Below are 20691 nucleotides of genomic sequence, written 5' to 3'. Positions count from 1 at the left end.
CCACGATGACCACACCTGCCCCCTCCCCCGGCCGCGCCTGCTGCGCCGAGTTCGCCCGCGTCTCGCGCCGCGGCGTCCTCGGCGGCGCGCTCGCCCTCGCCGGAGTCAGCACCGCGATCGGCTCCGCCGTCGTCACGGCCTCCCCGGCCCGCGCGGCCTCCGCCGACTCGGTCCTGGTCGTGCTGTCGCTGCGCGGCGCCGCCGACGGGCTCTCGCTCGTCGTGCCGCACGGCGACCCGGTCTACTACGCCGCCCGCCCCCGGATCGCGGTGCCCGCGGCCAGCCTGCTGGCCAAGGACGACATGTTCGGCCTGCACCCGGCCCTCGCCCCGCTGCTGCCGCTGTGGCGGGCGGGCAAGCTGGCCGCCGTGCACGCGACCGGCCTGCCGGCGCCCAACCGGTCGCACTTCGCCGCGATGGAGGAGGTCGAGGACGCCGACCCCGGCTCGGCGACCCGCCAGGGCTGGCTCAACCGGCTCATCGGCACCGACGCGAACCGCTCCCCGCTCCAGGCGGTCAACCTCGGCGGCGGCGTGGTGCCGACCAGCCTGTACGGCGCGGAGCCGGTCATGTCGACCGGGTCCGTCGACGCCGTCTCGATCCCGGGCGACGACCAGTGGGACACCACCGGCGGCCGGGTGCGCTCGCTGCACACCCTCTGGGACGGCGAGGCCGGACCGCTCGGCCGCGCGGTCGGGTCGGCGTTCGCAGCGGTCGACTCCTTCGGCCCGGTCCGGGCGACGCCGGACCGCGCGGCGGCGTACCCCCGCTCCGACCTGGGCCGGGCACTCGCCGAGGTCGCCCGCGTCGTCCGCGGTGACGTGGGCGTCGAGGTGGTCACCGTCGACCAGGGCGACTGGGACATGCACTCCGACCTCGGCACCCTCCAGTGGGGGCGGATGCGGCGCAACGTCGAGGACCTCGCCGGGTCCGTGGCGGCCTTCTTCACCGACCTGGGCGCGCTCGCCTCGAAGGTCACGCTCGTGACCATCAGCGAGTTCGGGCGGCGCGTCGTCGAGAACGACAGCCTCGGCCTCGACCACGGCTACGGCAACGTCATGCTGCTCGCCGGCGCCGGGGTCAAGGGCGGTCGCTACCACGGCACCTGGCCGGGGCTGTCCGACGGCCTCGACGCCGACCTGCTGGTGACCACCGACTACCGCAGCGTGCTGGCCGAGGTGGTCTCCACCCGGTTCGGTGCGTCGACTGCGAAGGTCTTCCCCGGCTTCCGGCCCGAGACCGTCGGGGTCATGACCTCGCTCTGAGCCTGCTCTGAGGTCGGTCGGGACTCGCCCTGGCCTCGCTCTGGCCGGCACCCTGGACGAGAACACGTTCTACCCGCCACAGTGGCGACCGTGCGCGTCATCCAGTGGGCCACCGGCGGTGTCGGCAAGGCCGCGATCGAGACCCTGCTCCTCCACCCCGACCTCGAGCTCGTGGGGTGCTGGGTGCACTCCGCGGACAAGCACGGCCGCGACGTCGGCGAGCTGGTCGGGCTCGACCCGATCGGCGTGCTCGCGACCTCCAGCAAGGAGGAGGTACTGGCGATGGAGGCCGACTGCGTGCTGTACGCGCCGCTGGTCCCCGACCGCGACGACGTCGCGGCGCTGCTGCGCTCGGGCAAGAACGTCGTCACGCCGGTCGGCTGGTTCTACCCCTCCGAGCGCGACGGCGCACCGCTCGCCGCGGCCTGCGAGGAGGGTGGCACCACCCTGCACGGCACCGGCATCAACCCCGGCGGGATCACCGAGCTGCACCCGCTGATGTTCTCGGCCCTGTCCTCGGCGGTGAGGTTCGTACGGGGCGAGGAGTTCTCCGACATCCGCACCTACGACGCGCCCGACGTGGTGCGCCACATCATGATGTTCGGCGGCCTGCCCGAGGAGGCGATGGGCGGACCGATGCTCGGCCTGCTGACCGGTGGCTTCCGCCAGTCGGTGCGGATGTGCCTGGACGCCCTGGGCTTCAGCAAGGACGCCGAGCTGCGCACCTCCCAGGAGGTCGCGGTCGCCACCGCCCCCATCGACTCCCCCATCGGCACGATCGAGCCCGGCCACGTCGCCGCGCAGCGGTTCGTGTGGGAGGCCGTCGTCCGCGACCGGGTCGTGGTCCGGGTGGCCGTCAACTGGCTGATGGGCGAGGAGCACCTCGACCCGCCGTGGTCCTTCGGGCCCGAGGGCGAGCGGTTCGAGGTCGAGGTGCAGGGCGACCCGCCCGCGCACGTCACGATCCGCGGCTGGCAGCCGGAGTCCGTCGCCGCCGGGCTGGTGCGCAACCCCGGTGTCGTCGCTACCGCGGTGCACTGCGTCAACTCGATCCCCTACGTCGTCGCCGCTCCCCCGGGCATCCGCACCTACCTCGACCTGCCGCTCGTCGCCGGCCGCGCGCACCCCGACCTGGCGTAGCCGGCTCGTCGTCCGTTCGTCGTCCGCACCCGGTTGTCCACAGGCACGCGGGGCCGGGCGGGGTAGTCCGTGACGTTCCGCAGGTCGATCCGGCCGATCGGCCAGCCGAACGTCACGGACTACCCCGCCGTCGGCGCCGTCGGGGACCCGCCGTCCACAGGGCTCAACCGTCAGGGTCGGAGCCGAAGGTCAGCCGTCGGACCCGCCGTCCGCGGAGTCGGCGCCGGGGTCGCCGAGAGGTTCGTCGCGGGACCGGCCACCGCGCCGGTCGGCCCGGGCGTCGGCGGCGTCGTCGCCGTGGAAGAGCCCCGAGGAGGTGTCGTCGGGGCTCGTCGGCCGGACGTCGTACGCCGCGGGCGGCGTCGGCCGGTCGACGAGCTCGACCCGCTGGCGGGGCAGCCCGGCGTCCTCGTGGTCGCGGACCCAGGCGACCAGCTGCTCGCGGACGAGGCAGCGCAGGTCGAACAGGCGGGCCGCGTCGGCGGCGGTGACCAGCGCCCGGACCCGGATCCAGCCGCCGACCGCGTCGGTCACCTGGAGCACCTTGACCCGCCCGTCCCACAGCTCGGTGCGGTCGAGCACGCGGTCGAGCTCGTCGCGCATCGAGGCCACGTCGACGCGCCAGTCGACGTCGAGCTCGACGGCGCCGAGGAGCTCGGAGCGGTGGCGGGTCCAGTTCTGGAAGGGGGTGGTCGTGAAGTAGGTGCACGGCAGCACGAGGCGGCGGTCGTCCCAGGCGCGGACGACGACGTAGCTGAGCGTGATCTCCTCGATCCAGCCCCACTCCTCGTCGACGATGACGACGTCGTCGATGCGCACGGCGTCGCTGAACGCCAGCTGGAGGCCGGCGAAGACGTTGCTCAGCGTGCTCTGCGCCGCGACCGCGGCGACCACGCTCAGCAGGCCGGCCGAGGCGAGCACGCTCGCGCCCACGGCCTCGACGCCCGGGAAGCTGAGCAGGACCGCGCCGGTCACCACGACCACGCCGGCCGCGATCGTGAGCCGGCGGACGATGAGCACCTGGGTGCGCAGCCGACGGGCGTGCCGGTTGTCGGGCACGTCGGTGCGGTTGCGGCGCAGCCCGAGGTCCTCGACGAACAGGACGGCGGCGGTGAGCAGCCAGCCCACCGCGAGGACGGTGAGCACCCGCTCGGTCTGGTGCAGCCAGCCCCAGTCGGCGTCGGCCGAGCGCTCGACCCGGTGCAGCACCGGACGCACCGCCAGCACGAGCACCAGCACGCGGAACGGGATCCGCACCACCCGGTGCAGGTGCGCCGCGGGCTCCCACCGCCGCCCGAGGAGGGTCGCGGCCACCCGGGACAGCGCGATCACGAGCAGCGCGACCGCGAGGGCGGCGCCGCCGGCGGCGAGGTCGTCGCTCCAGCGGTCCACGGCTCAGAGGAGCATCAGCAGCGCGACCACGATCGCGGTCAGCACCAGGGACACCAGGACCGAGCCGAGGCAGCCGAGCCGGTTGCTGAAGAAGAGGAACACGGCTCGCTCAGCTCTCCGGGGCGTTGCGGGAGGGCTGGGCGTCCTGGTCGTCGGCGTCGCGGTTGCCGCCCTCGGCGGCCCCGTCGGTCGCCGGCTCGTCGACGCCCGTGGGGCCGGAGAGCCCGGGGCCGGTCAGCGGCGGCTCGGAGTCCTGGTCGTGCTCGGTCGAGGGGTCGGCGGACGGATCGGTGGACGGGTGCGGGTCGGTCATGCGAGGTCGGTACCCCGACCGCCGGCCGACACGCTGTCGCCCGTCCGGGTGAGCATGTGCGCCCCGAGCGCCGGGCACATCTCCTCGGCACACCGCGGCGGCACCGACCGCTCGTCGAGAGACAAGGACATCCGTGAAGCGAGCACTCCTGCTGTACGTCGTCCGGCTGATGTGGGCAGGTCCCCAGCGCAGCGGCAACTGACGCGACCGACCAGCGCACGACGCGACGAGGCCGTCCCCCGGGCAGGGGGACGGCCTCGTCCGTGCTGTGGTGCGGCTGTGGTGCGGCTCTCGTGCCGCCGGCAGGGGCTAGTGCTTCTTGGTGCCGCCGGAGCGGCGGGACTTGACCTGGTCCACCGCCGACTTGATCTTCGCCTGGTTGTGGGGCTTGCGAGCCTCGTCGTACACCTTCTTGGCCACGCCCAGCAGGGCGGCCGACCTCATGATCTTCATGGGCGTCAGGTACCCCGACCGCCGCCGAACGAGTCGCTCACCCGCTCGTGGTCGAGGACCCGCGCGGCGAGCGGCCCCCCGGAGGCCCGGGCGGCCAGTGCGTCGGCCAGGGAGTCGTCGGGTCCCGCGACGACCGTGAGGTTGCCGGCCCGGCGGGCCCGCAGCGTGGCGGGCTCCGCCGCCACCAGCGTCCGCGGGAAGGCGGTGCGGAGCCCGGCGACGGCATCGCGGGTCGCCGCGAACGGCGCCCGGTCGCTGAGGTTGAGCAGGAACCACCCGCCCGGGGCGAGCACCCGCGCGACGTCGGCGAAGAACGCGGTGGTCACCAGCTCCGCGGGCACCCGCCCGTCGTCGTACGCGTCGAGGACGAGGAGGTCGGCGCAGTCGTCACGGAGGGCGGCGACGCCGGCGCGGCCGTCGATCGGGCGCACCCGGATGCCGCTGCGTCGTGGCAGCGGGACCAGCTCGCGCACGGTCGCGGTCAGCGCCTCGTCCGGCTCCAGGACCACCTGCCAGGACCCGGGGCGGGTGGCGGCGACGTACCGGGGCAGGGTCAGGCCGGCCCCGCCGACGTGGACGACGCGGGTCGGCTCGCCCGCCGGGCGGTGCAGGTCGACGACGTCGCCGAGACGTCGGACGTAGTCGAAGGCCAGGTGGGTGGGGTCGGCGAGGTCGACGTAGGACTGGTCGCGGCCGCCCACCCGCACCAGCCACGTGTCGGGCCGGTCGGCGGGGACGACCTCGTGGTCCGGGCCGCTCACGCGCCGCGCGGGGAGTACATGATGACCGCGACCCCGACCAGGCACAGCAGCGCGCCCGCGACGTCCCAGCGGTCAGGGCGGAAGCCGTCGGCGACCATCCCCCACGCCAGCGAGCCGGCGACGAAGACGCCGCCGTACGCCGCGAGGATGCGGCCGAAGTGGGCGTCCGGCTGGAGCGTGGCGACGAAGCCGTAGGCACCCAGCGCGACCACGCCCGCGCCGACCCACAGCCAGCCGCGGTGCTCGCGGACGCCCTGCCAGACCAGCCACGCGCCGCCGATCTCGGCCACGGCCGCCAGCGCGAAGAGCAGCAAGGAGCGGGCGACGGTCATGGCGTCACGGTAGCGACGCCGGGTCGTGGGACCCGCACGGAGCACGAGGCGGGCCGTGGCAGCATCGCGGTCATGAGCGCCTACTGGATCAGCACGTACGTCGAGGTCACCGACACCCAGAAGCTCGAGGCGTACGCCGTGCTGGCCGGCCCGGCGCTCGTCGGCGCGGGTGGGCGGTTCCTGGCGCGCGGGCTGCCCGAGCAGGTCTACGAGGCCGGCCAGCAGACCCGCACCGTGCTCATCGAGTTCCCCTCGGTCGAGGCGGCCGTGGCCGCGCACGACTCCGCGGCGTACCAGGAGGCGCTCGCCGCCCTCGACGGCGGCGCCGTGCGCGACCTGCGGATCGTCCCCGGAGCCTGACCCGCCGCCGGCCCGGTCAGCCGGCGTGGAACTCGTGCTCGCAGCCGCAGGTCTGCGACCAGCCCTCCGCGTCGGGCACCCACTCCCGGCAGTGCGGCCGCTGACGGAGCAGCCGCCCGACGAGCGCCTCGAAGGACTGCGCCGCCACCCGGTCCTCGTGACCGCACCCCGGGCAGGCCGGCCAGTCGTCGTCCTGGGTCTCGTCCCAGCCCTCGTCCCAGCCCTCCTCCCAGGTGTCGTCCCCACCGTCGTCCCCGCCGTCGCCGACGTCGCTGTCCTGGCCGTTCTTGCCGTCCCCCACGTCCATCGACGCAGGATGCCGTCACGCCGGCCGCACCGGTCACCGGTCCAGACCGGTCCGCGGCGGCATCCGAGGTGGCCGGACCCACCTCGGAGGCTCGCCCGCCCCGACGGATCGGCCTCCCGGATCCCCCACCTGGGAGATGACGGCGCCGGCCGGCCGGGCCATCCTCGAAGAGCCCGGTCCCACCGCCGAGCGCCCTCGCGCAGTCGTTGCCACCCCCCACCCCGGCGACGTGCCTGCCCAGTCGAGCGGCCGCCACGGACGGCCGGTGGGGCCGGGCCCCGTCCGACGCACACGCACCCCAGGTCCTCGTCCGAGGGCCCGAGACCCACCGAATCGAGAAGGAGAGGACTTCCCCAAGATCGGGTACCCGGTGGTCATCCCTGCCGGACCCCGGTCCACCGGGGCCAGGCTGCACCGCATGACCGCGTGGACCCACGGCGTCGCCCGCCCGTACCTCCCGTCCGCTCGAGAGCGCGCAGCCGGCGCCGGGCACCGGTACGATCCAGCACTCCCGGGAGGGTCTCGGAGGTGGTCGATGGTGGTCAGGGGCACGACTGCGAGCGCCCGGAGCATGGTGGCGATGGCCTGCCTCGTCGCGCTGCCCCTCGCGCTGGTGAGCTGGATCGCGCCGAGCGCGCGCACGACGGACCGCGCGACGCTCATGCACGAGCTCACGCTCTACCCGTCGGTGCTCGTCGCCGGCGTGGTCCTCTACGTGTGCTGCCGGCTCGCCGCCAACCCGACCACCTGCTGGTTGACCGCCGGGGTCACCCTGGTCGGCGCCCAGGGCATCGGCCACGCCGCCATCCGGATCGCCCGACCCGCGGCGTTCGGCGAGCACGCCGGCTGGCTGGCCGGGGTGGACCTCGTCATGCAGGTCGTGCTGATCGCGATGACCGTGCTCGCCGCGCGGCACACCCTGCGGGTCGACCCCTTCCTGACCGGGCTCGTGGCCGGGGTCGCGGCCACGGCTGCCCGCCTGGGCGTCCTGGAGCTGCCCTCGCTCGGCCTGTCCGAGACGACCTTCAACAGCCTCCGCGTGCTCCTCTTCGTCGGCCAGGTGGCGGTGGCGCTGCTGCTGGTGCGGCTGCCGCGCAGCCCCATGTGGCTGCGCGCCCGGATCGGCGTGGCGATCGTGCTGCTGGCGCTGAGCCGGCTCGTGGTCACCTTCGGTCCGCTCGAGACGTGGGGGAACACCCTGGCCGTCCTCTGCACCGTGACCGGGACCGCCGTGCTCCTCGACACCGCCTTCCGGATGTTCACCACGCTGGCCCGGCGCCACGGCAACACGGTCCGCGGCCTGCACGACCGCCTCGAGCACCTCGAGGCGGACGTCCGCCACGACCGGGCGCGGCTGCACGAGCTCGGGGCGACCATCGCCGGGATCGCGAACGCCTCGCGCCTGCTGCACGCCCACACCGGGCTGCCCGCCGACCGCCGTCAGGCGCTGGAGCGCACGATCGCCGCCGAGGCCTCCCGGCTCCAGCGCCTGATGGACCGCCGCCACGTCGCCGTCCCGGAGGAGGTCGACCTCGACGACGTCCTGGAGCCGGTGGTGACCACCCACGAGGCCCGGGGACGCGTCATCACCTGGGAGCGGACCGGTGCGACGGCGACCTGTCGCCCCGACGACATCGCCGAGGTGGTCAACATCCTGCTCGAGAACGCGGCCCAGCACGCCGGCACGCCGGCGACCCTGACCGTGGTCCCGCACGGGAACACCGTCGAGGTCGCGGTCACCGACGAGGGTCCCGGGGTGCCCGCGGAGGTCGCGCCGAACCTCTTCGCCTGGGGCAAGCGGGGCGCTGCCTCGACCGGCCAGGGCATCGGCCTGAGCATCGCCCACCGCCTCATGGTCGAGCAGGGCGGCGACCTCCGGCTCGCACCCACCGACCGGACCCGGGGCGCCCGCCTGGTGGCGGTGCTCCCCGCCGCCCCGCGCCGGGAGACCTGCCCGTCGGAGCGCCCGCACGGCGACGCCGCCCGCGCCGACCGGCACGGGGACGCCTAGGCCCTGACCTCGTCCGGCCGCACATCCCTCATTCTGGGGATGGCGCGGCGCGTGACCTGTGCCATCTTCGTGGCGTGACCCCGTGGCCGCTCACCTGGACCCGCCGCGCGCTCGCCTCGACCCAGGCGATCGCCCGACGCAACGCACACGAGGCAGCGCTGGAGTGCCGCCGACGGCGCCTCGAGCGCGAGGCCGTGGACGAGGTGCTCGCCGGGACCTGAGCGCGTCGCGGTCAGCAGCCGGTGTACGTCCTGCGGGCGAGGGCCGGCCCCGAGGTCACCTGGCGACCACGGGAGAGCGACCACCCGCGCTGCCAGTCCGAGTCCACCTGCGCGCCGTCCATCTCCGCGTCGGCGCCGACGAGGCTCAGCCGCGGGACCAGCGCCCGGCCGAGGTGGGCGGCCCGGCCGGTCACGGTGCCGACGGGGACCCCGTCGACGAACCACGTGGTGTGGCGGGGCGCCACCTCCACCGCCATGTTGAACGGCGTCTCCGCGAGGCGTACGCCGCGGAGCCGGCGGGACCAGGCGGCGCCCGCCGCTCGCGACCGGACGCCGATCCCGACGCCCGGCTCCCCCATCACGACGTCGGCGACGACGACCGCGTCGGGCGGGCAGGCGGTCACCGGGGTGCCGACCGGCACCAGGTCGAGGCGGAACCGGAACGGCCGCCGGCCGCGCTCCCAGGCGTGGCCCTGCAGGCGGAACTCCCAGCGCCCCGTCGCCCGCGCGTTGCCCTGCATGGTGGCCGCGGTGGTGCCGCGGTCGCCGTCGCCTGTGTGGCGCAGCTTGCTCTGCAGCACCAGGCCGCCGTTGAACGGCGTGGCCCGTCCGGTGCCGTCGGAGGTGTCCAGCCACGTGCCCCGCGGCCGCGTGCCCTTCGACGGCGGTGAGGTCAGGTCCTGCCCGCGCTCCCAGGCGAAGTCGAAGAGCGTCGCGCCCCACCGGTAGCGCTCCCCCGCCGTCGGCCGGGCCGGGCTCCGGTCGGCGGTCGGCGCGGTGGGCGCAGCCGGCCGGGCGACGGGCGTCCCGGCGGCGACCGGCAGCACCTCGCCGAGCCCCAGGACGGAGAAGTACGCCGGGAACGAGGCGTACCACCCGATCCGGCTGCCCCCGCGGGTCCACCGCTCCTGGCGGGCGCGCAGCACGCGCTGTCCGAGCACCGGCGCACCGACCCGGAACGTCGCGTGGCCGGCGCTGTCGGTGACCCCCCGGTCGATCGTGCGCCAGCGGTCGCCGTCGACCCGCTCCTGCAGCAGGACGGTCCGGCCCGGGATGGGCGGCGGCGTGCCGAGCGCGGACCGGGCCGCGGGCGTGGTGTCCGCGACGACCGTGAACGGCAGCAGCGGGGCGACCGCGTGGAACGGCGAAGCGGCGTCGCGGCCCTGGAGCGACAGGGTGATCTCCTGCGGACGGGCGTTGAACACCCGGCCCCGAGTGGTCACGCCCCCGCCGGCGACGCGGTAGCTGATGCCGAACATCGACGGCGCGGTGAAGGTGAAGTCGAAGCTGCCGTCGGCCGCCGTGCGGAACGTCGAGTCCGGCACGTCGAGCCAGCGGTCGCCCGGGCGGTTCATGTGCGACTGCAGGTGGACCGTGCGGCGGCCGGCCCGCCCCAGGTCGCCACGGAAGCGCACGGCCTGCCCGGCGACGTAGATCGGCGGGCTCACGGTGAGCGTGGCGGCGCGGCGGGCCGACCCGGTGTCGATGGACGAGGCGTCGGTGCCCGCGGCGGAGGAACCGGGGGCACCGGAGGCGGTGAGCGGTACGGCGAGCAGGGCGGGCAGCAGCAGGCCCGCCGCGAGGGCGGCCAGGCGTCGGGAGCGGTGCGGGCGGGCGGTCACCGAGGGAGTGTGCGGTCCGGCGCCGCCGGATCCCGCACGCGTCGTACGAACGACTGGTCCGCCCGGCCCGGACGGGTCAACCCGGTCGTGTCCCCTCGCCCGGCCCCCACCGGCTGGGGCGGGGCGCGCCGCGCGGTATGCCCTGATCGAGGTATGCGCGGCGGCCCTCGCCGTTCCTAGGGTGGCGGGGGCGGCCGACACCCGGAGGGACCACGACGTGCTCGAGACGAGGACCAGTCGCCGGGGCGTGCTCGCCGCCGGGCTGGCCGGCGCCGCCGGGGTCGGTGCGTACGCCGTGGTGGGCCGCGGCGGCGGCGAGCCCGGCGTCGCGGCACCCGGCCGTCCCGCGCCGTCGTACGGCGCGTGCCCGGCCACCGGCGGCACCTCGCTGGAGGCGCAGCGCAGCGTGCTCGCCAAGTGGGGCGCGGGCGCGTGCGTGCGCCAGTTCTTCCCGCACTTCTCGGTCGCCGCTCCGCGCCACCCGGCCGCGTCGCTGGTGCACGCCAGCTGGAAGCCGGCCTCCCCCGCGCTGGTCAGCCCCGCACGCGTCGCGTGGCTCACCTCCGACCTGGTCGAGGGCGACGTCGTCGAGGTCTGGCACGAGGCCGACACCAAGGTCCGCGACGGCGTGCTGTCCCTGGCGCAGGTGGTCGAGACCAAGAACCGCTTCCACGACGTGGTCCGCCAGGTGCGCCCCGACCTGCTGGTCGCCAACACCCTCAGCGGGTGGGAGGCCGACCCGGCCAACGTCGTCACCCGCGGCGACATCGACCGCTGGGCCCGCGTGCGGGCCGACCTGCTGGGGCTGGACCTCGACGGCGCCCACCCCGAGCGTCTCCCCTACCCCGACTTCCACGCGGAGAAGGAGTCGGCGCGGGACTTCGTCGACCGGCACGGGGACTACCGCGGCTGGTGCGTCCCGGAGTTCGGCGCCCCGCGGATCGTCGACGACACCGACGGGTCGGCCCGGGCCCAGTGGCTCCTGGCCTGCGGGATCATGCTGGCCGAGGGAGACGCGGCGTACGTCGCGCTCTTCGAGTACCCCACGGTCCCCGGCTACGAGCTCACCTCGGACGCCGAGCTGGCCGCCTGGCACTCGTTCGTCTGACGTCCGCCGACCCTGCTCGGACAAGCACAGAGGCCGCCCCCGCCACCGGCGGGAACGGCCTCTGACCTGCTACTTCTCGGTCGGGCTGACAGGATTTGAACCTGCGACCCCTTGACGTACGGCGCGTGGAAGTTGTCCGGCCGTCGTCCCTCCATGGTTCTTGACGATGTGTGCTGTGACCTGCGCTGTTACTAACGACGCGACTATGTGAGCCCTCGTCGGTGCTGACGCCTTGCGCTCCTTTTGGACGGTCCACGCTGGGGTTTTCGGGACATAAACGCGCCAGGACTCAAGTCCTACGGGTCTGTCGGCTCGCGGGTCTCGGCTCGGGGGCGTTCAAGGTCGCGGTTCGTTTCGCGGAGCGCAATGGTGACCAGTGGACGGGAGCAAGGCACTCGACGCCGCAATCACGCTCTTCAGCGGTCGCCAGCCCGAGGATCTACTCGAAGCGAAGGAGCGCGCCGGCCTCAAACGCGAGCTGGCCAGCGAGCCTCCGACCACCGGTTAGCGCTCTCGGCCGCAACCCTGGCCCGCAAGGCCAGGTCGACGATCGCGCGCTTGAGGTCCGCCCCGTCGGGCAGTCCGGAGCCCGACTGCGAGGTCATCACGCTCGCCGAGCCCAGCGCGCCGATGCCTCGGCGAGGTTCTCCTACGAGAACACCACCTTGAGCATGGTGCCGTGGCTACCGGGCGGTCGGCAAGGGAGGATCGAACGGGCCAGTGAGGTCGAGCCCGTCGGTGCCACGCCGCCGGGTGAGCTGGTCCGCGCGCACGAAGCCGTAACCGCGGCCGCAACGGCGCCACCAACCATCCCCGGGGGTGGCGTCGCTGCGACGCGACCGCGTACGTCTCAGCGTGCCGAGTTACGGGCTCCCGGGTGGATCGTGGCTGGCGATCGGCGACTCGGGGACCGTCGCTCCGCGGGTGCGGCGCCGCCTTGGCACACGAAGCGGCCCCGCGGGCATCGCCCCAGGCTGCCGGTTATCGTGGTCGCCCACCTACGACGAAGGATCTGGAATGCGAGCACCGTTGACGTCAATGACCTTGAGGGCCAGCGAGGACGGCGAGCTCAATCCTCTCGTGCCGCACCCCATCGAGATCGTCTTGTCGCTCGTGGTGTTTGCGATCCTCTTCTACCTCGCGAGGAAGTTCGTCATACCGGCGTTTGAGGCGGCCTACACCGAGCGCACGCGGACGATCCGTGGCGGCCTCGAGGCGGCCGAGACGCGGCAAGCCGCCGCCGATGCGAAGCTTGCCGACCTGGACAGGCAGCTCGACGAGGCCAGCTATGAGACCGCCCGGATCCGCGAGGAGGCGCGTGAGCAGAGCGCGGCAATTGTCGCCGAGATGCGCGAGCAGGCCGCGGCCGAGTCCGTCCGGATCGTCGAGCACGGCCGAGCCCAGGTGGAGGCCGAGCGTCAGCAGGCGGTGACCTCTTTGCGCGCCGAGGTCGGCACGCTCGCGACGTCGCTTGCCGGTCGGATCGTCGTCGAGTCGTTGGAGAACGATGACCTGCAGCGACGCGTTGTCGACCGTTTCCTTGCCGATCTTGAAGGCGGCCCCGCGGGCCAGAACTGAGCGAGGTTCGCCCTGGCCTGAGAGGTGGTCGGTACGCCGGATCCTGCAAGTCTCGGGCGGACCGGCTCAGCGCGACGCGAATAGTTGCGGCCTCGATTGTCTCGACGCGATCCAGTGCCCTGCTCCGCTAGGACACGGGATCGTTTTCGTCTCAACATCGGTGCGTCGACGACGTTGCCTGGGCGCTGCTGCCTCACCCTGTCGCGCAAAGGCGTGTCCACCACCCCCAAGGGGTCGGCTGGGGGTGCGCGGCGCTCGCGTGCGCGGACCTCGAGCCCGGACGCTCCGGCGACTACCTCTGGTGGCCGGGCTGCCCGCCACCCGCATTGCTACTATGCGCGGTAGTAATCACGGAGAGGTGTCGAGGTTCAATGCGCACACAAACGAAGGTTGCGGCTGTTGCTGCCGTGGCCCTGATCGTCTCGATGGTCGCGGTGTTCTTCGTCGCCCAGCAGCGCGAGAGCGATGGGCCTCGACCGGTCAGTAGCCCGGAACAGGCCAGCGCGGTGGTCCGCGAGGACAGCCGAATCCTCGGCGAGAAGGGGACCAGCGGTACGACGTTCGTGGAGTTCTTGGACTTCGAGTGTGAGGCGTGCGGCGCGGCGTTCCCGGTCGTGGAGGAGCTGAGAGAGAAGTACGCCGGCGAGGTGACTTTTGTCGTGCGCTACTTCCCGCTCCCGGGCCACTTCAACGCCGAACGCGCCGCTCGTGCCGTGGAGGCCGCGGCACGCCAGGGCGAGTTCGAGGCGTTGTACACGAAGATGTACGAGACCCAGTCCTCGTGGGGCGAGGCTCAAGAGCCCCATGACGACCTGTTCCGCGGCTTCGCCGAGGACCTGGGCCTGGACATGGCAAAGTTCGACGCCGACTACGCCTCCAAGGAGGTGGCCGACCGGGTGCAGCGCGACGTCGACGACGGGCTGGCGCTGGGCGTTCAGGGCACGCCGACGTTCTACATCGACGGTCAGCCGTTCCAGCCGCAGAGCATCGAGGACTTCCACACCGCGCTGGATGAGGCGATCAAGAAGTGACCGACGACCGCCCGGGGCGCGGCTCCGGGCTCGGCTCGTCGCATCAGGGCGCCTGGCCCTCGTCGGCGGGCGCCGCGTCCAGCAAGCCCCTCTCGGCTACTGGTCGGCCAGGTCGACCTCGCGCCGTTCGGGCGGACGCCGACCCGGGGCTCGCGAGCGCGCGCGCCGGCGTCGCCGACGCAGCCGACGATCGGCGCCTGGCGTGGGGCTTGTTGGTCGGCGCCGCGCTCGGGCTGGTCGCCTCGGCGGTGCTGCTCGTCGAGCGGCTGCGCCTGGCCGAGGATCCGACCTACGTTCCGTCCTGCAGCCTCAACCCGGTGCTGAGTTGCGGCTCGGTGATGGCCTCAAGCCAGGCATCGCTGCTGGGTTTCCCCAACCCGGTCCTTGGCGTGGGCCTGTTCCCGATCGTGGTCACCACCGCGGTCGTCCTTCTCACGGGGGCACGCCTGCCGCGCTGGTACTGGCTGGGACTGCAGCTGGGCGTAACCGCGGCACTGGCGCTGGTGGGGTGGCTGGTCTTCCAGAGCGTGTACCGCATCGGCGCCCTGTGCCCCTACTGCATGGTCGTGTGGGCGGTGGTGGTGCCGATGTTCTGGTACCTGACGTTGCGCAACGCCAAGTCCGGCGTCTTCGGGGCGCGCCTGGCCCGGAGTCCGGCGCTGCGGGTGGTCCAGGCTTGGCACGCCCCCATTCTGCTGCTGGTTGTCCTCGGCGTGCTTGCGCTCGTCGGGGTGCGGTTCTGGTCGTACTGGTCGACGCTGGTGTGAGGGGCCGGTGACGATGGATCTTGGCGGCGCACAGGGCGCCATCCTCGATGGTTCGATGCTGATCGCGTTGCCGGTTGCGCTGGCGGCGGGCTTGCTGTCGTTCTTCACCCCGTGCTCTTTGCCGCTCGTGCCGGGCTACCTCTCGTACGTGGCCGGCATGGCGGGCGCTGAGTCGGAGGTGACGCGCGAGCTGCGCGGGGGTCGCCCCGCACGTCGGTGGCGCACGGTGACCGGCGCCGGCTTGTTCGTGCTGGGGTTCGCGGTCGTCTTCGCCAGCTACGGGTTGGCGCTTGGCTCGATCGGCGCGCAACTGGCAACCAACCAGGCCCTCATCTGGCGCGTATCTGGGGCGTTGACCATCCTGCTCGGCGTGCTCTTCGCCGGAGTCGCTGGCCAGCTTCCGGTGCTGGGCCGCACCGTCCGGCCTCGTCTGGCGCCCCGGGCCGGCCTGTGGGGTGCGCCATTGCTAGGCGCGGCCTTCGGTGTCGGCTGGACCCCGTGCGTAGGACCGGCTCTGGCGGCGGTATTGACGTTGGCGACCACCTCGGCGACCGCTTCGCGAGGCGCGGTCCTGTCGTTGTTCTACGCCTTCGGTTTGGGAGTGCCGTTCCTTGTGGCGGCGGTGTCCCTGACGCGGTCGATGCGGCTGTTTCGCTGGGTCGGGGCGCACTCGAGGTGGATCACCCGGGGCGGTGGACTGCTGTTGATTGGAGTCGGGGTGTTGCAGGTGAGTGGGGTGTGGGCGGAGCTGGTCGCCCAGCTACAGGCAGTCGTTGCTGGCTGGCAGGCGCCGCTGTGAGCGCCTCCGCCGCGCGAACCAGAGGAATCCTCGCCGGCGTGTTCGGCTGCACGCTGGTGATCCTCCTGGTCCTGGTGATGTTCTGGCCCGACCGATCGCCCGAGGGGGCGTCGGGTGGTCCCGAAGGTGGTGTCGTTCAGCTCTACGACGCCCAGGACCGCGTCGAGTTGGAGCCGTTCTCGGTCCGTACGCTCGGCGGCGCCCAGCTCGACAGGGACGACCTGATCGGAACGGTCACCGTCGTCAACGTTTGGGGGTCGTGGTGCGGGCCGTGCCGCGCAGAGGCGCCGGACCTCGTGGCGGCCGCGTCAGCGGCGCGCGAGCGGGTGAGGTTCGTAGGCATCAACGTGCGGGACAGTCCCGACGCCGCCCGCGCGTTTGAGCGGAAGTTCGAGGTGCCCTACGACAGCGTGCATCCCGACGACAGTGGCGAGGCGATTCTGGCGTTCAACGGGGCCTTGACCGCAGCCGCGGTGCCAACAACCGTCGTGTTGGACGCAGAAGGTGCGGTAGCCGCTCGGGTGGTCGGACCGGTTGACCGGTCCACGCTGGAAGGTCTCATCGACGAGGTCGTCGCTACCTCACCGCGTTGACGGGTACGTCCGGTTGTCGGACCAGCCCGCTACGTCAGGCCCGCTACCTCGGGCCCGCGACAAGGGCCCGCACCATCGTCCGGCTTGCCACTTCTCGTTGCAGACGTCCTGCAGGGTGGTCGCTCGCTGTCAGGCCCCGCGACGCAGACGCTGCCTCCCGCGCGTGCCCGACGGGGGCGCGCCACGACCCCGCTGAGCAGGTGAGTTGTCGGCTGCCGCGCGGCGGACCGGGGGCGGTACGCACGAAGTGGACGTGTGGTCGGTACCCGGCGTGGGCGCGCCAGCCCTCCGTCGGGCCGGGCCGAGAGGTCAGGAGGGTTCGATCGCCAGCGGCGCGATGGCGCAGCAGTCGCGTGTCGCGGCCTCGACGGCGGGGGCCAAGGCGATCGAAACCGGCAACGACAGCACGGCGAGCGCGGCTGCGGCGACCATCGATCCTTGACCTGCGCGGCGGCGTGGGACCGGAGCGGTGAGCCGTCGAACCCGCTGGACTGCGGCGGTGTCGCTGGCGCCCAGGGCGACCTCGGGTCGCGTACCCGTGCCGAGAGCGACCAGCGCTTGGGCGAGGGTGCGTCGCTCGCGCGCGGTCGAGGCGGCATCGTCGGCGGCCATTTCCACGAGGACCGCGATCTCGCGGTGTGCGGCCGCAAAGACGGCAACTCGCGGGAAGGTGGTGCGCAGGGCGTCCGCGCAGGCCAGGGCGAGGTCGTGCCGTGCGCGCAGGTGACGGCGCTCATGGCCCAGGACGAGGTGTCGCTCGTCGTCGGTTAGCAGTGCCAGCGCCGCGGTCGAGAGCACGACAGTGCCGTGACGGTCCGGATGGCCAGCACCGCCGGGCAGGCAGTAGGCCACCGGCTCGGCGTGCTCGATGACGATGAAACCTTCGGGGTGTTGGTGACCCACCAGCGCCAACGCCTTGCGTTGGGCCCGGCGAGCTTGGTCGGCCCGGCGGATCCGCCGGGCGGTGGTCAGGGCGAGCTTGGTGGCGAGGAACGCGACGACGGTGAGCGCAGCGATGCCCGGCCAGGGGCCCAGCGGGGTCGCGTAGTGCTCGATCACCGTGAGCGTGTGGGCTCCGAACAGGTCGGCGACGGCGTATCGCAGCGGCAAGAACGGCAGCGCCAGTGCCACAGCGGCTAAGAACCCGGCCAGGACGACGGAGAACGACAGCGCCTGCCAGGCCAGGATCCCGCAGCGGGGGGCGCGGTTGATCCAGGTCCACCGGCTCAGGGCCGTGGCGCCGCCGCTGCCGGCGGCCACCACGTAGGCCGCCAGGAGCAGCGCGGCGGTCATGAGGGTTCCTCCGCGCGTTCGCTCAACGCTGTCCGCAGCTGCGCGACCTCGCCGGGGTCGAGTGTCTCGACGAACCGCAGGAGCGTGGCGCTGCGGTCGGTGCTGTCGGCCAGCACCTGCCCCAGCAGCTCGGCGGTGTGCTCCTCGCGTGTCGAGGTGGCAGCGTAGAGGTAGGCCCGGCCGTGCTTCTGGCGGCGAACCAGACCCTTGGAGTGCAGGTTGTCCATGACGGTCATGACCGTGGTGTAGGCCAAGGGGCGTTCCTGGACGAGGTCTTCGAGCACGTCGCGGACGGAGACCGGACGGTTCCATGACCACAGGCGCTGCATGACTGCCGCCTCGAGTTGTCCGAGCTGTCTCATCCGCTGCTCTCCTTCGTCGTCGTCTCACCGCTGCTTGTCATGGTAGGCGGTGACGACTGCTTGCCCGCTGCCGAGAGCTGGCGCAGGTAGTCGTTGTACTGCGCCAGTTGTCGTCCGTTCTCGCGGTCCTCGCGCCGGTCGAATCGCCGCCGTTCGCGCCCATCGGCGCGAACCCACGAGATCAGCAGCGCGATCGCCATGACCAAGAGGGGGTACTCGCCCATGCCCCACCCGATGGACGCGCCGAGGTACTGGTCGCCGGCCAGGGTGTCGCCCCAGTCTCGTCCGAGTGCTGCGAACCAGACTTCGGCCAGGATGCGGCTGCTGGACATCAGCGTGACCGAGAACAAGGCGTGGAACCCGAAGGTGATCATCACCAGCAGCGCTCGCAAGGGGTACGGGGGCCGTTGTAGGCCGGGGTCGTCGCCGACGATCACCTCCGCGAACAGGTATCCCGACGCCATGAAGTGCACCGTCATCAGCACGTGGGCGGTGTGCGCTTCCAGCGACGTTTCGAACAGTGAGGAGTAGTAGAACGCGACCATGCCGACGACGAAGAGCGCCGAGGCCACCACGGGATGGCCGAGCAACTGTGCGGGCAGGGAGTGGACTAGTTGCAGCAGCCATTCGCGTGGGCCGCGCGAGCCGTCGGTGCGGCGGCGCAGCGTCCGCAGTGCCAGCGTCACCGGTGTTCCCAGCACCAGGAACGTCGGCACCGCCGTGGCGATGGTCATGTGCTGGACCATGTGCATGCTGAACAGCACGCGCCCGTAGGTGTTCGGGGCGCCGTTGGTTGCCCAGATGAACAACAACCAGCCGGTGACCCACGAGGCGGTGCGCAGCCAGGACCAGGCCACGCCCCGTCGACGCAGCCGGCGCACGCCGACGAGATACCAGGCGATGGCGCCGCCCGCGATTGGCAAGAACAGCGTGTCCAGGCTCCAACGGGTGAACCAGCCTGCCGCGTCCAGCATCGGCGGCATGGCTGTGCCCAGCATGGACTGCGCGGTCGTCAGGGGTTCCTGACCGCCTGCCGGGGCGGGTGGTGCGGTACGACTCAGGGCGACGCCGATGCCGGCGGCGCCCGCCAGGACGACAAGCTCAACGACGACCAAGCGCGCGAAAACGCCGCCGATGCCCTTCCCGGCGCCGCCCTCGCCGCGGATGTCAGCTTTCTGTCCGGTCCGGTCGAGCCGGTCGAGCCGGTCGATGACGTGGTGTCGGTGCCACCATCCGGCTGCGGCGAGGCACGCCACGGCGCCTACCTTCGCGGCCAGCAGCGCGCCGTAGTACGACCACACCGCTCCGGGGCTGGGGAGGCGAAGCCAGGCGCCGGCGAGTCCAGAAGCGCTGACGAGCACCAGGCACCAGCCGGCCAGGACCGAGTACCGGCGAACCACACTCGAAAGGCTCGGTCCGAGCTGCCGCCAGATCAGCGCAACGGCTAGGAGCCCGCCGAACCACACGCTGATGCCGACGAGGTGCATCATCTGCAGGTTCACGGCGTCGTCGTGGTTCAGCGTGCCGGCCGCGTGCCCGGTCAGCGCGATTGGCCACAGCGCCACGAGGGCGATCGCGGCGACGAGCCCAAGGGTGGGGGTCCGCTGGAGCACAGCGGAGCCCACCGCGACCACCGCGGCCAGTGCGGCACCCCAGAGCAGGTACTGGCCCAGCTCATAGGAACGAGCGAAGAACACGACCTCGTTCCAGAACCCGGCCTGGCGGGGGGTGGCGCCTGAGGTGTCGGCGTAAACCAGGGCAAGGAGCGCGCCATCGGCTACAACCCAGGCGGTCGCGCACAGCTGTGCGACCAGCACCAGCCGCCCTCGTACCCCTCGCACCATGTTCTCGTCCTTGCCCGGGTGCGCCGGCGGGACACAGGTCGCAGCCACCACCAGGGCGCCGACCGCACCCATCGCGACCAGGTCGCGCAGCACCTGCACCGTCGGTAGCGCGACCCGGGTGACAACCCCGGGGTCGGGCAGGCCGGGCACGCCCAAGGGCGCCAGTCCGCCGGAGAGTCCGGCGGCCAGCAGCGTCACCGCGACAGCCCAGACCAGGAGCCCGCCGAGCAAGATCGGGGCGCGACGTCGGCCAGCCCCCAACTCGCCGAGGCGGGCAGGCGACGTGGTCACTGGTCCGTCCGGCGGGCCAGGCGAACCGCCGCCAGCACGGCGAGCACCAGCAGGACTGCCAGTGTTCCGCCGGCCAAGAGCACCGCAGCCCAGGGCGTGCCAGTCGAGCCGGACGGGGTCTCGGCGGCGCCGGGGTTAGAGGTTGGCTCTTCGTCGGCGTTGGAGGGCGCCGGTGTGCTCGGCGGTCCTGCGGCGGCCGGCGCCTTGCTGGTCCGAGCGCCGTCGGCACTTTCGCTGGGGCTGTCGGCGGAGTTGCTGCCGGGGTTGCTGCTGGGGTTGTCACCGGCGGGCGTTTGGGTGGCCGCGACCCTCAAGGTGCTCTGGCCCGTCACCGGGTGTCCATCACGCGAGACCACCCGGTAGACAACCGTCCAGTCCTGGGCCCGGTCTGCGGCGACGTTAAGCGAATCGGGGATCGTGGCGATCAGCGTGCTGGTGTTGGCCCCCCGCTGTACCTGCGCACGCACCGCGGGCCCGCCGTCGACGCGCACCGCGACGGTGCTCAGGTCCGGCGTCATCTGCTCGGAGAAGACCAGGGTGATGGTGGTTGGTGGGTCCGGCACGTGGGCGCCGTCGGCCGGGTCGATGAAGATCAGTGCGGTGTGGGCGGCTGCCGGCGCCAATGCCCCGATCAGAACGGCACCAGCCAGCGCGGTGCCGGCCAGCGTCCGCCGCAGCTGTCGGTGCTCGTCCAGCCAGCGGTACATCACTGCCGCAGCCCCCGCAATTGCCCTCCGGACTACCAGTGCCGTCGCTGGGCGGGCGGTGGCTGCAGGATGTGGGGGCATGGCCGTCGTCGGCGCGGGATGCGTCATCGCCGGCCTCGTGCGATCCAGTACATCGCCAGA

Annotated in this window: 22 protein-coding genes; 11 read left to right on the top strand and 11 right to left on the bottom strand. The window is 72.9% G+C overall.

Annotated features, from left to right (window positions below; genetic code table 11):
- Positions 1 to 5: 5 nt before the first annotated feature.
- On the top strand, positions 6 to 1265 hold the full coding sequence (locus QWY29_RS11280; protein WP_300960896.1) for a DUF1501 domain-containing protein: 1260 nt from the start codon (positions 6 to 8) through the stop codon (positions 1263 to 1265).
- Positions 1266 to 1355: 90 nt separating this feature from the next.
- Positions 1356 to 2405, top strand: a complete 1050-nt coding sequence (locus QWY29_RS11275; RefSeq protein ID WP_300960895.1) for an NAD(P)H-dependent amine dehydrogenase family protein — start codon at positions 1356 to 1358, stop codon at positions 2403 to 2405.
- Between the two features lie 189 nt (positions 2406 to 2594).
- On the opposite strand, the gene QWY29_RS11270 is transcribed toward QWY29_RS11275, so the two are convergent.
- The 5 genes from QWY29_RS11270 to QWY29_RS11250 form a co-directional block, all read right to left on the bottom strand.
- A complete protein-coding gene (locus QWY29_RS11270; protein ID WP_300960894.1) occupies positions 2595 to 3797 on the bottom strand; it encodes a mechanosensitive ion channel family protein in 1203 nt (400 codons plus the stop codon).
- Positions 3798 to 3906: 109 nt separating this feature from the next.
- Positions 3907 to 4110 (bottom strand): hypothetical protein, encoded by a 204-nt coding sequence (locus tag QWY29_RS11265; protein ID WP_300960892.1) that lies wholly within the window; start codon positions 4108 to 4110, stop codon positions 3907 to 3909.
- A 309-nt stretch (positions 4111 to 4419) separates the two neighbouring features.
- Positions 4420 to 4563 carry a hypothetical protein gene (locus QWY29_RS11260; RefSeq protein WP_300960891.1) on the bottom strand — a complete coding sequence of 48 codons (144 nt, stop codon included), beginning with the start codon at positions 4561 to 4563 and terminating at the stop codon, positions 4420 to 4422.
- Between the two features lie 5 nt (positions 4564 to 4568).
- A complete protein-coding gene (locus QWY29_RS11255) occupies positions 4569 to 5324 on the bottom strand; it encodes a spermidine synthase (protein ID WP_300960889.1) in 756 nt (251 codons plus the stop codon).
- Positions 5321 to 5656 carry a YnfA family protein gene (locus tag QWY29_RS11250; RefSeq protein WP_300960888.1) on the bottom strand — a complete coding sequence of 112 codons (336 nt, stop codon included), beginning with the start codon at positions 5654 to 5656 and terminating at the stop codon, positions 5321 to 5323. The genes QWY29_RS11255 and QWY29_RS11250 overlap by 4 nt, the downstream gene beginning before the upstream one ends.
- A gap of 72 nt (positions 5657 to 5728) precedes the next feature.
- Between QWY29_RS11250 and QWY29_RS11245 the strand changes: the two genes are divergently transcribed.
- Positions 5729 to 6016: a DUF1330 domain-containing protein gene (locus QWY29_RS11245; RefSeq protein ID WP_300960887.1), complete on the top strand. Its 288-nt coding sequence runs from the start codon at positions 5729 to 5731 to the stop codon at positions 6014 to 6016.
- Positions 6017 to 6032: 16 nt separating this feature from the next.
- On the opposite strand, the gene QWY29_RS11240 is transcribed toward QWY29_RS11245, so the two are convergent.
- Complete coding sequence (locus tag QWY29_RS11240; protein ID WP_300960885.1) at positions 6033 to 6323, bottom strand: hypothetical protein; 291 nt, start codon at positions 6321 to 6323, stop codon at positions 6033 to 6035.
- Between the two features lie 580 nt (positions 6324 to 6903).
- Here QWY29_RS11240 and QWY29_RS11235 point away from each other — a divergent pair.
- Both QWY29_RS11235 and QWY29_RS11230 read left to right on the top strand, forming a co-directional pair.
- Positions 6904 to 8334: a sensor histidine kinase gene (locus QWY29_RS11235; protein ID WP_300960884.1), complete on the top strand. Its 1431-nt coding sequence runs from the start codon at positions 6904 to 6906 to the stop codon at positions 8332 to 8334.
- Between the two features lie 74 nt (positions 8335 to 8408).
- Positions 8409 to 8555, top strand: coding sequence for a hypothetical protein (locus QWY29_RS11230; protein ID WP_300960883.1), 147 nt, complete (start codon positions 8409 to 8411; stop codon positions 8553 to 8555).
- Between the two features lie 11 nt (positions 8556 to 8566).
- On the opposite strand, the gene QWY29_RS11225 is transcribed toward QWY29_RS11230, so the two are convergent.
- A complete protein-coding gene (locus QWY29_RS11225; protein ID WP_300960882.1) occupies positions 8567 to 10177 on the bottom strand; it encodes a hypothetical protein in 1611 nt (536 codons plus the stop codon).
- Between the two features lie 217 nt (positions 10178 to 10394).
- On the opposite strand from QWY29_RS11225, the gene QWY29_RS11220 reads away from it, so the two are divergent.
- The 6 genes from QWY29_RS11220 (at position 10395) to QWY29_RS11195 (ending at position 16053) form a co-directional block, all read left to right on the top strand.
- Entirely contained in the window at positions 10395 to 11285 is an 891-nt protein-coding gene (locus QWY29_RS11220; RefSeq protein ID WP_300960880.1) for a hypothetical protein, read from the top strand.
- A 1038-nt stretch (positions 11286 to 12323) separates the two neighbouring features.
- Positions 12324 to 12863: a F0F1 ATP synthase subunit B gene (locus QWY29_RS11215; RefSeq protein ID WP_302266643.1), complete on the top strand. Its 540-nt coding sequence runs from the start codon at positions 12324 to 12326 to the stop codon at positions 12861 to 12863.
- A gap of 407 nt (positions 12864 to 13270) precedes the next feature.
- Positions 13271 to 13894, top strand: a complete 624-nt coding sequence (locus tag QWY29_RS11210; protein ID WP_300960878.1) for a DsbA family protein — start codon at positions 13271 to 13273, stop codon at positions 13892 to 13894.
- Complete coding sequence (locus QWY29_RS11205) at positions 13891 to 14661, top strand: vitamin K epoxide reductase family protein (RefSeq protein WP_300960876.1); 771 nt, start codon at positions 13891 to 13893, stop codon at positions 14659 to 14661. The genes QWY29_RS11210 and QWY29_RS11205 overlap by 4 nt, the downstream gene beginning before the upstream one ends.
- A 13-nt stretch (positions 14662 to 14674) precedes the next feature.
- Positions 14675 to 15460, top strand: a complete 786-nt coding sequence (locus QWY29_RS11200) for a cytochrome c biogenesis CcdA family protein (protein ID WP_300961362.1) — start codon at positions 14675 to 14677, stop codon at positions 15458 to 15460.
- A complete protein-coding gene (locus tag QWY29_RS11195; RefSeq protein WP_300960874.1) occupies positions 15457 to 16053 on the top strand; it encodes a TlpA family protein disulfide reductase in 597 nt (198 codons plus the stop codon). The genes QWY29_RS11200 and QWY29_RS11195 overlap by 4 nt, the downstream gene beginning before the upstream one ends.
- Before the next feature lie 309 nt (positions 16054 to 16362).
- On the opposite strand, the gene QWY29_RS11190 is transcribed toward QWY29_RS11195, so the two are convergent.
- The 4 genes from QWY29_RS11190 to QWY29_RS11175 all read right to left on the bottom strand — a co-directional run bounded on the left by QWY29_RS11190 (position 16363) and on the right by QWY29_RS11175 (position 20550).
- On the bottom strand, positions 16363 to 17346 hold the full coding sequence (locus QWY29_RS11190) for a M56 family metallopeptidase (RefSeq protein ID WP_300960872.1): 984 nt from the start codon (positions 17344 to 17346) through the stop codon (positions 16363 to 16365).
- Positions 17343 to 17708, bottom strand: a complete 366-nt coding sequence (locus QWY29_RS11185) for a BlaI/MecI/CopY family transcriptional regulator (RefSeq protein WP_300960870.1) — start codon at positions 17706 to 17708, stop codon at positions 17343 to 17345. Before QWY29_RS11185 ends, QWY29_RS11190 begins: the two co-directional genes overlap by 4 nt.
- Positions 17705 to 19750, bottom strand: a complete 2046-nt coding sequence (locus tag QWY29_RS11180) for a bifunctional copper resistance protein CopD/cytochrome c oxidase assembly protein (RefSeq protein WP_300960868.1) — start codon at positions 19748 to 19750, stop codon at positions 17705 to 17707. The genes QWY29_RS11185 and QWY29_RS11180 overlap by 4 nt, the downstream gene beginning before the upstream one ends.
- Positions 19751 to 19839: 89 nt before the next feature.
- Positions 19840 to 20550, bottom strand: coding sequence for a copper resistance protein CopC (locus QWY29_RS11175; protein ID WP_300961361.1), 711 nt, complete (start codon positions 20548 to 20550; stop codon positions 19840 to 19842).
- Positions 20551 to 20691 lie beyond the last annotated feature (141 nt).

Origin of the sequence: Nocardioides abyssi (genome assembly GCF_030412915.1) — a bacterium.
Taxonomy (GTDB): Bacteria; Actinomycetota; Actinomycetes; order Propionibacteriales; family Nocardioidaceae; genus Nocardioides; species Nocardioides abyssi.
The sequence above is the reverse complement of the archived record's forward strand: the minus strand, read 5'-3'. Positions and strand labels throughout refer to the sequence as shown.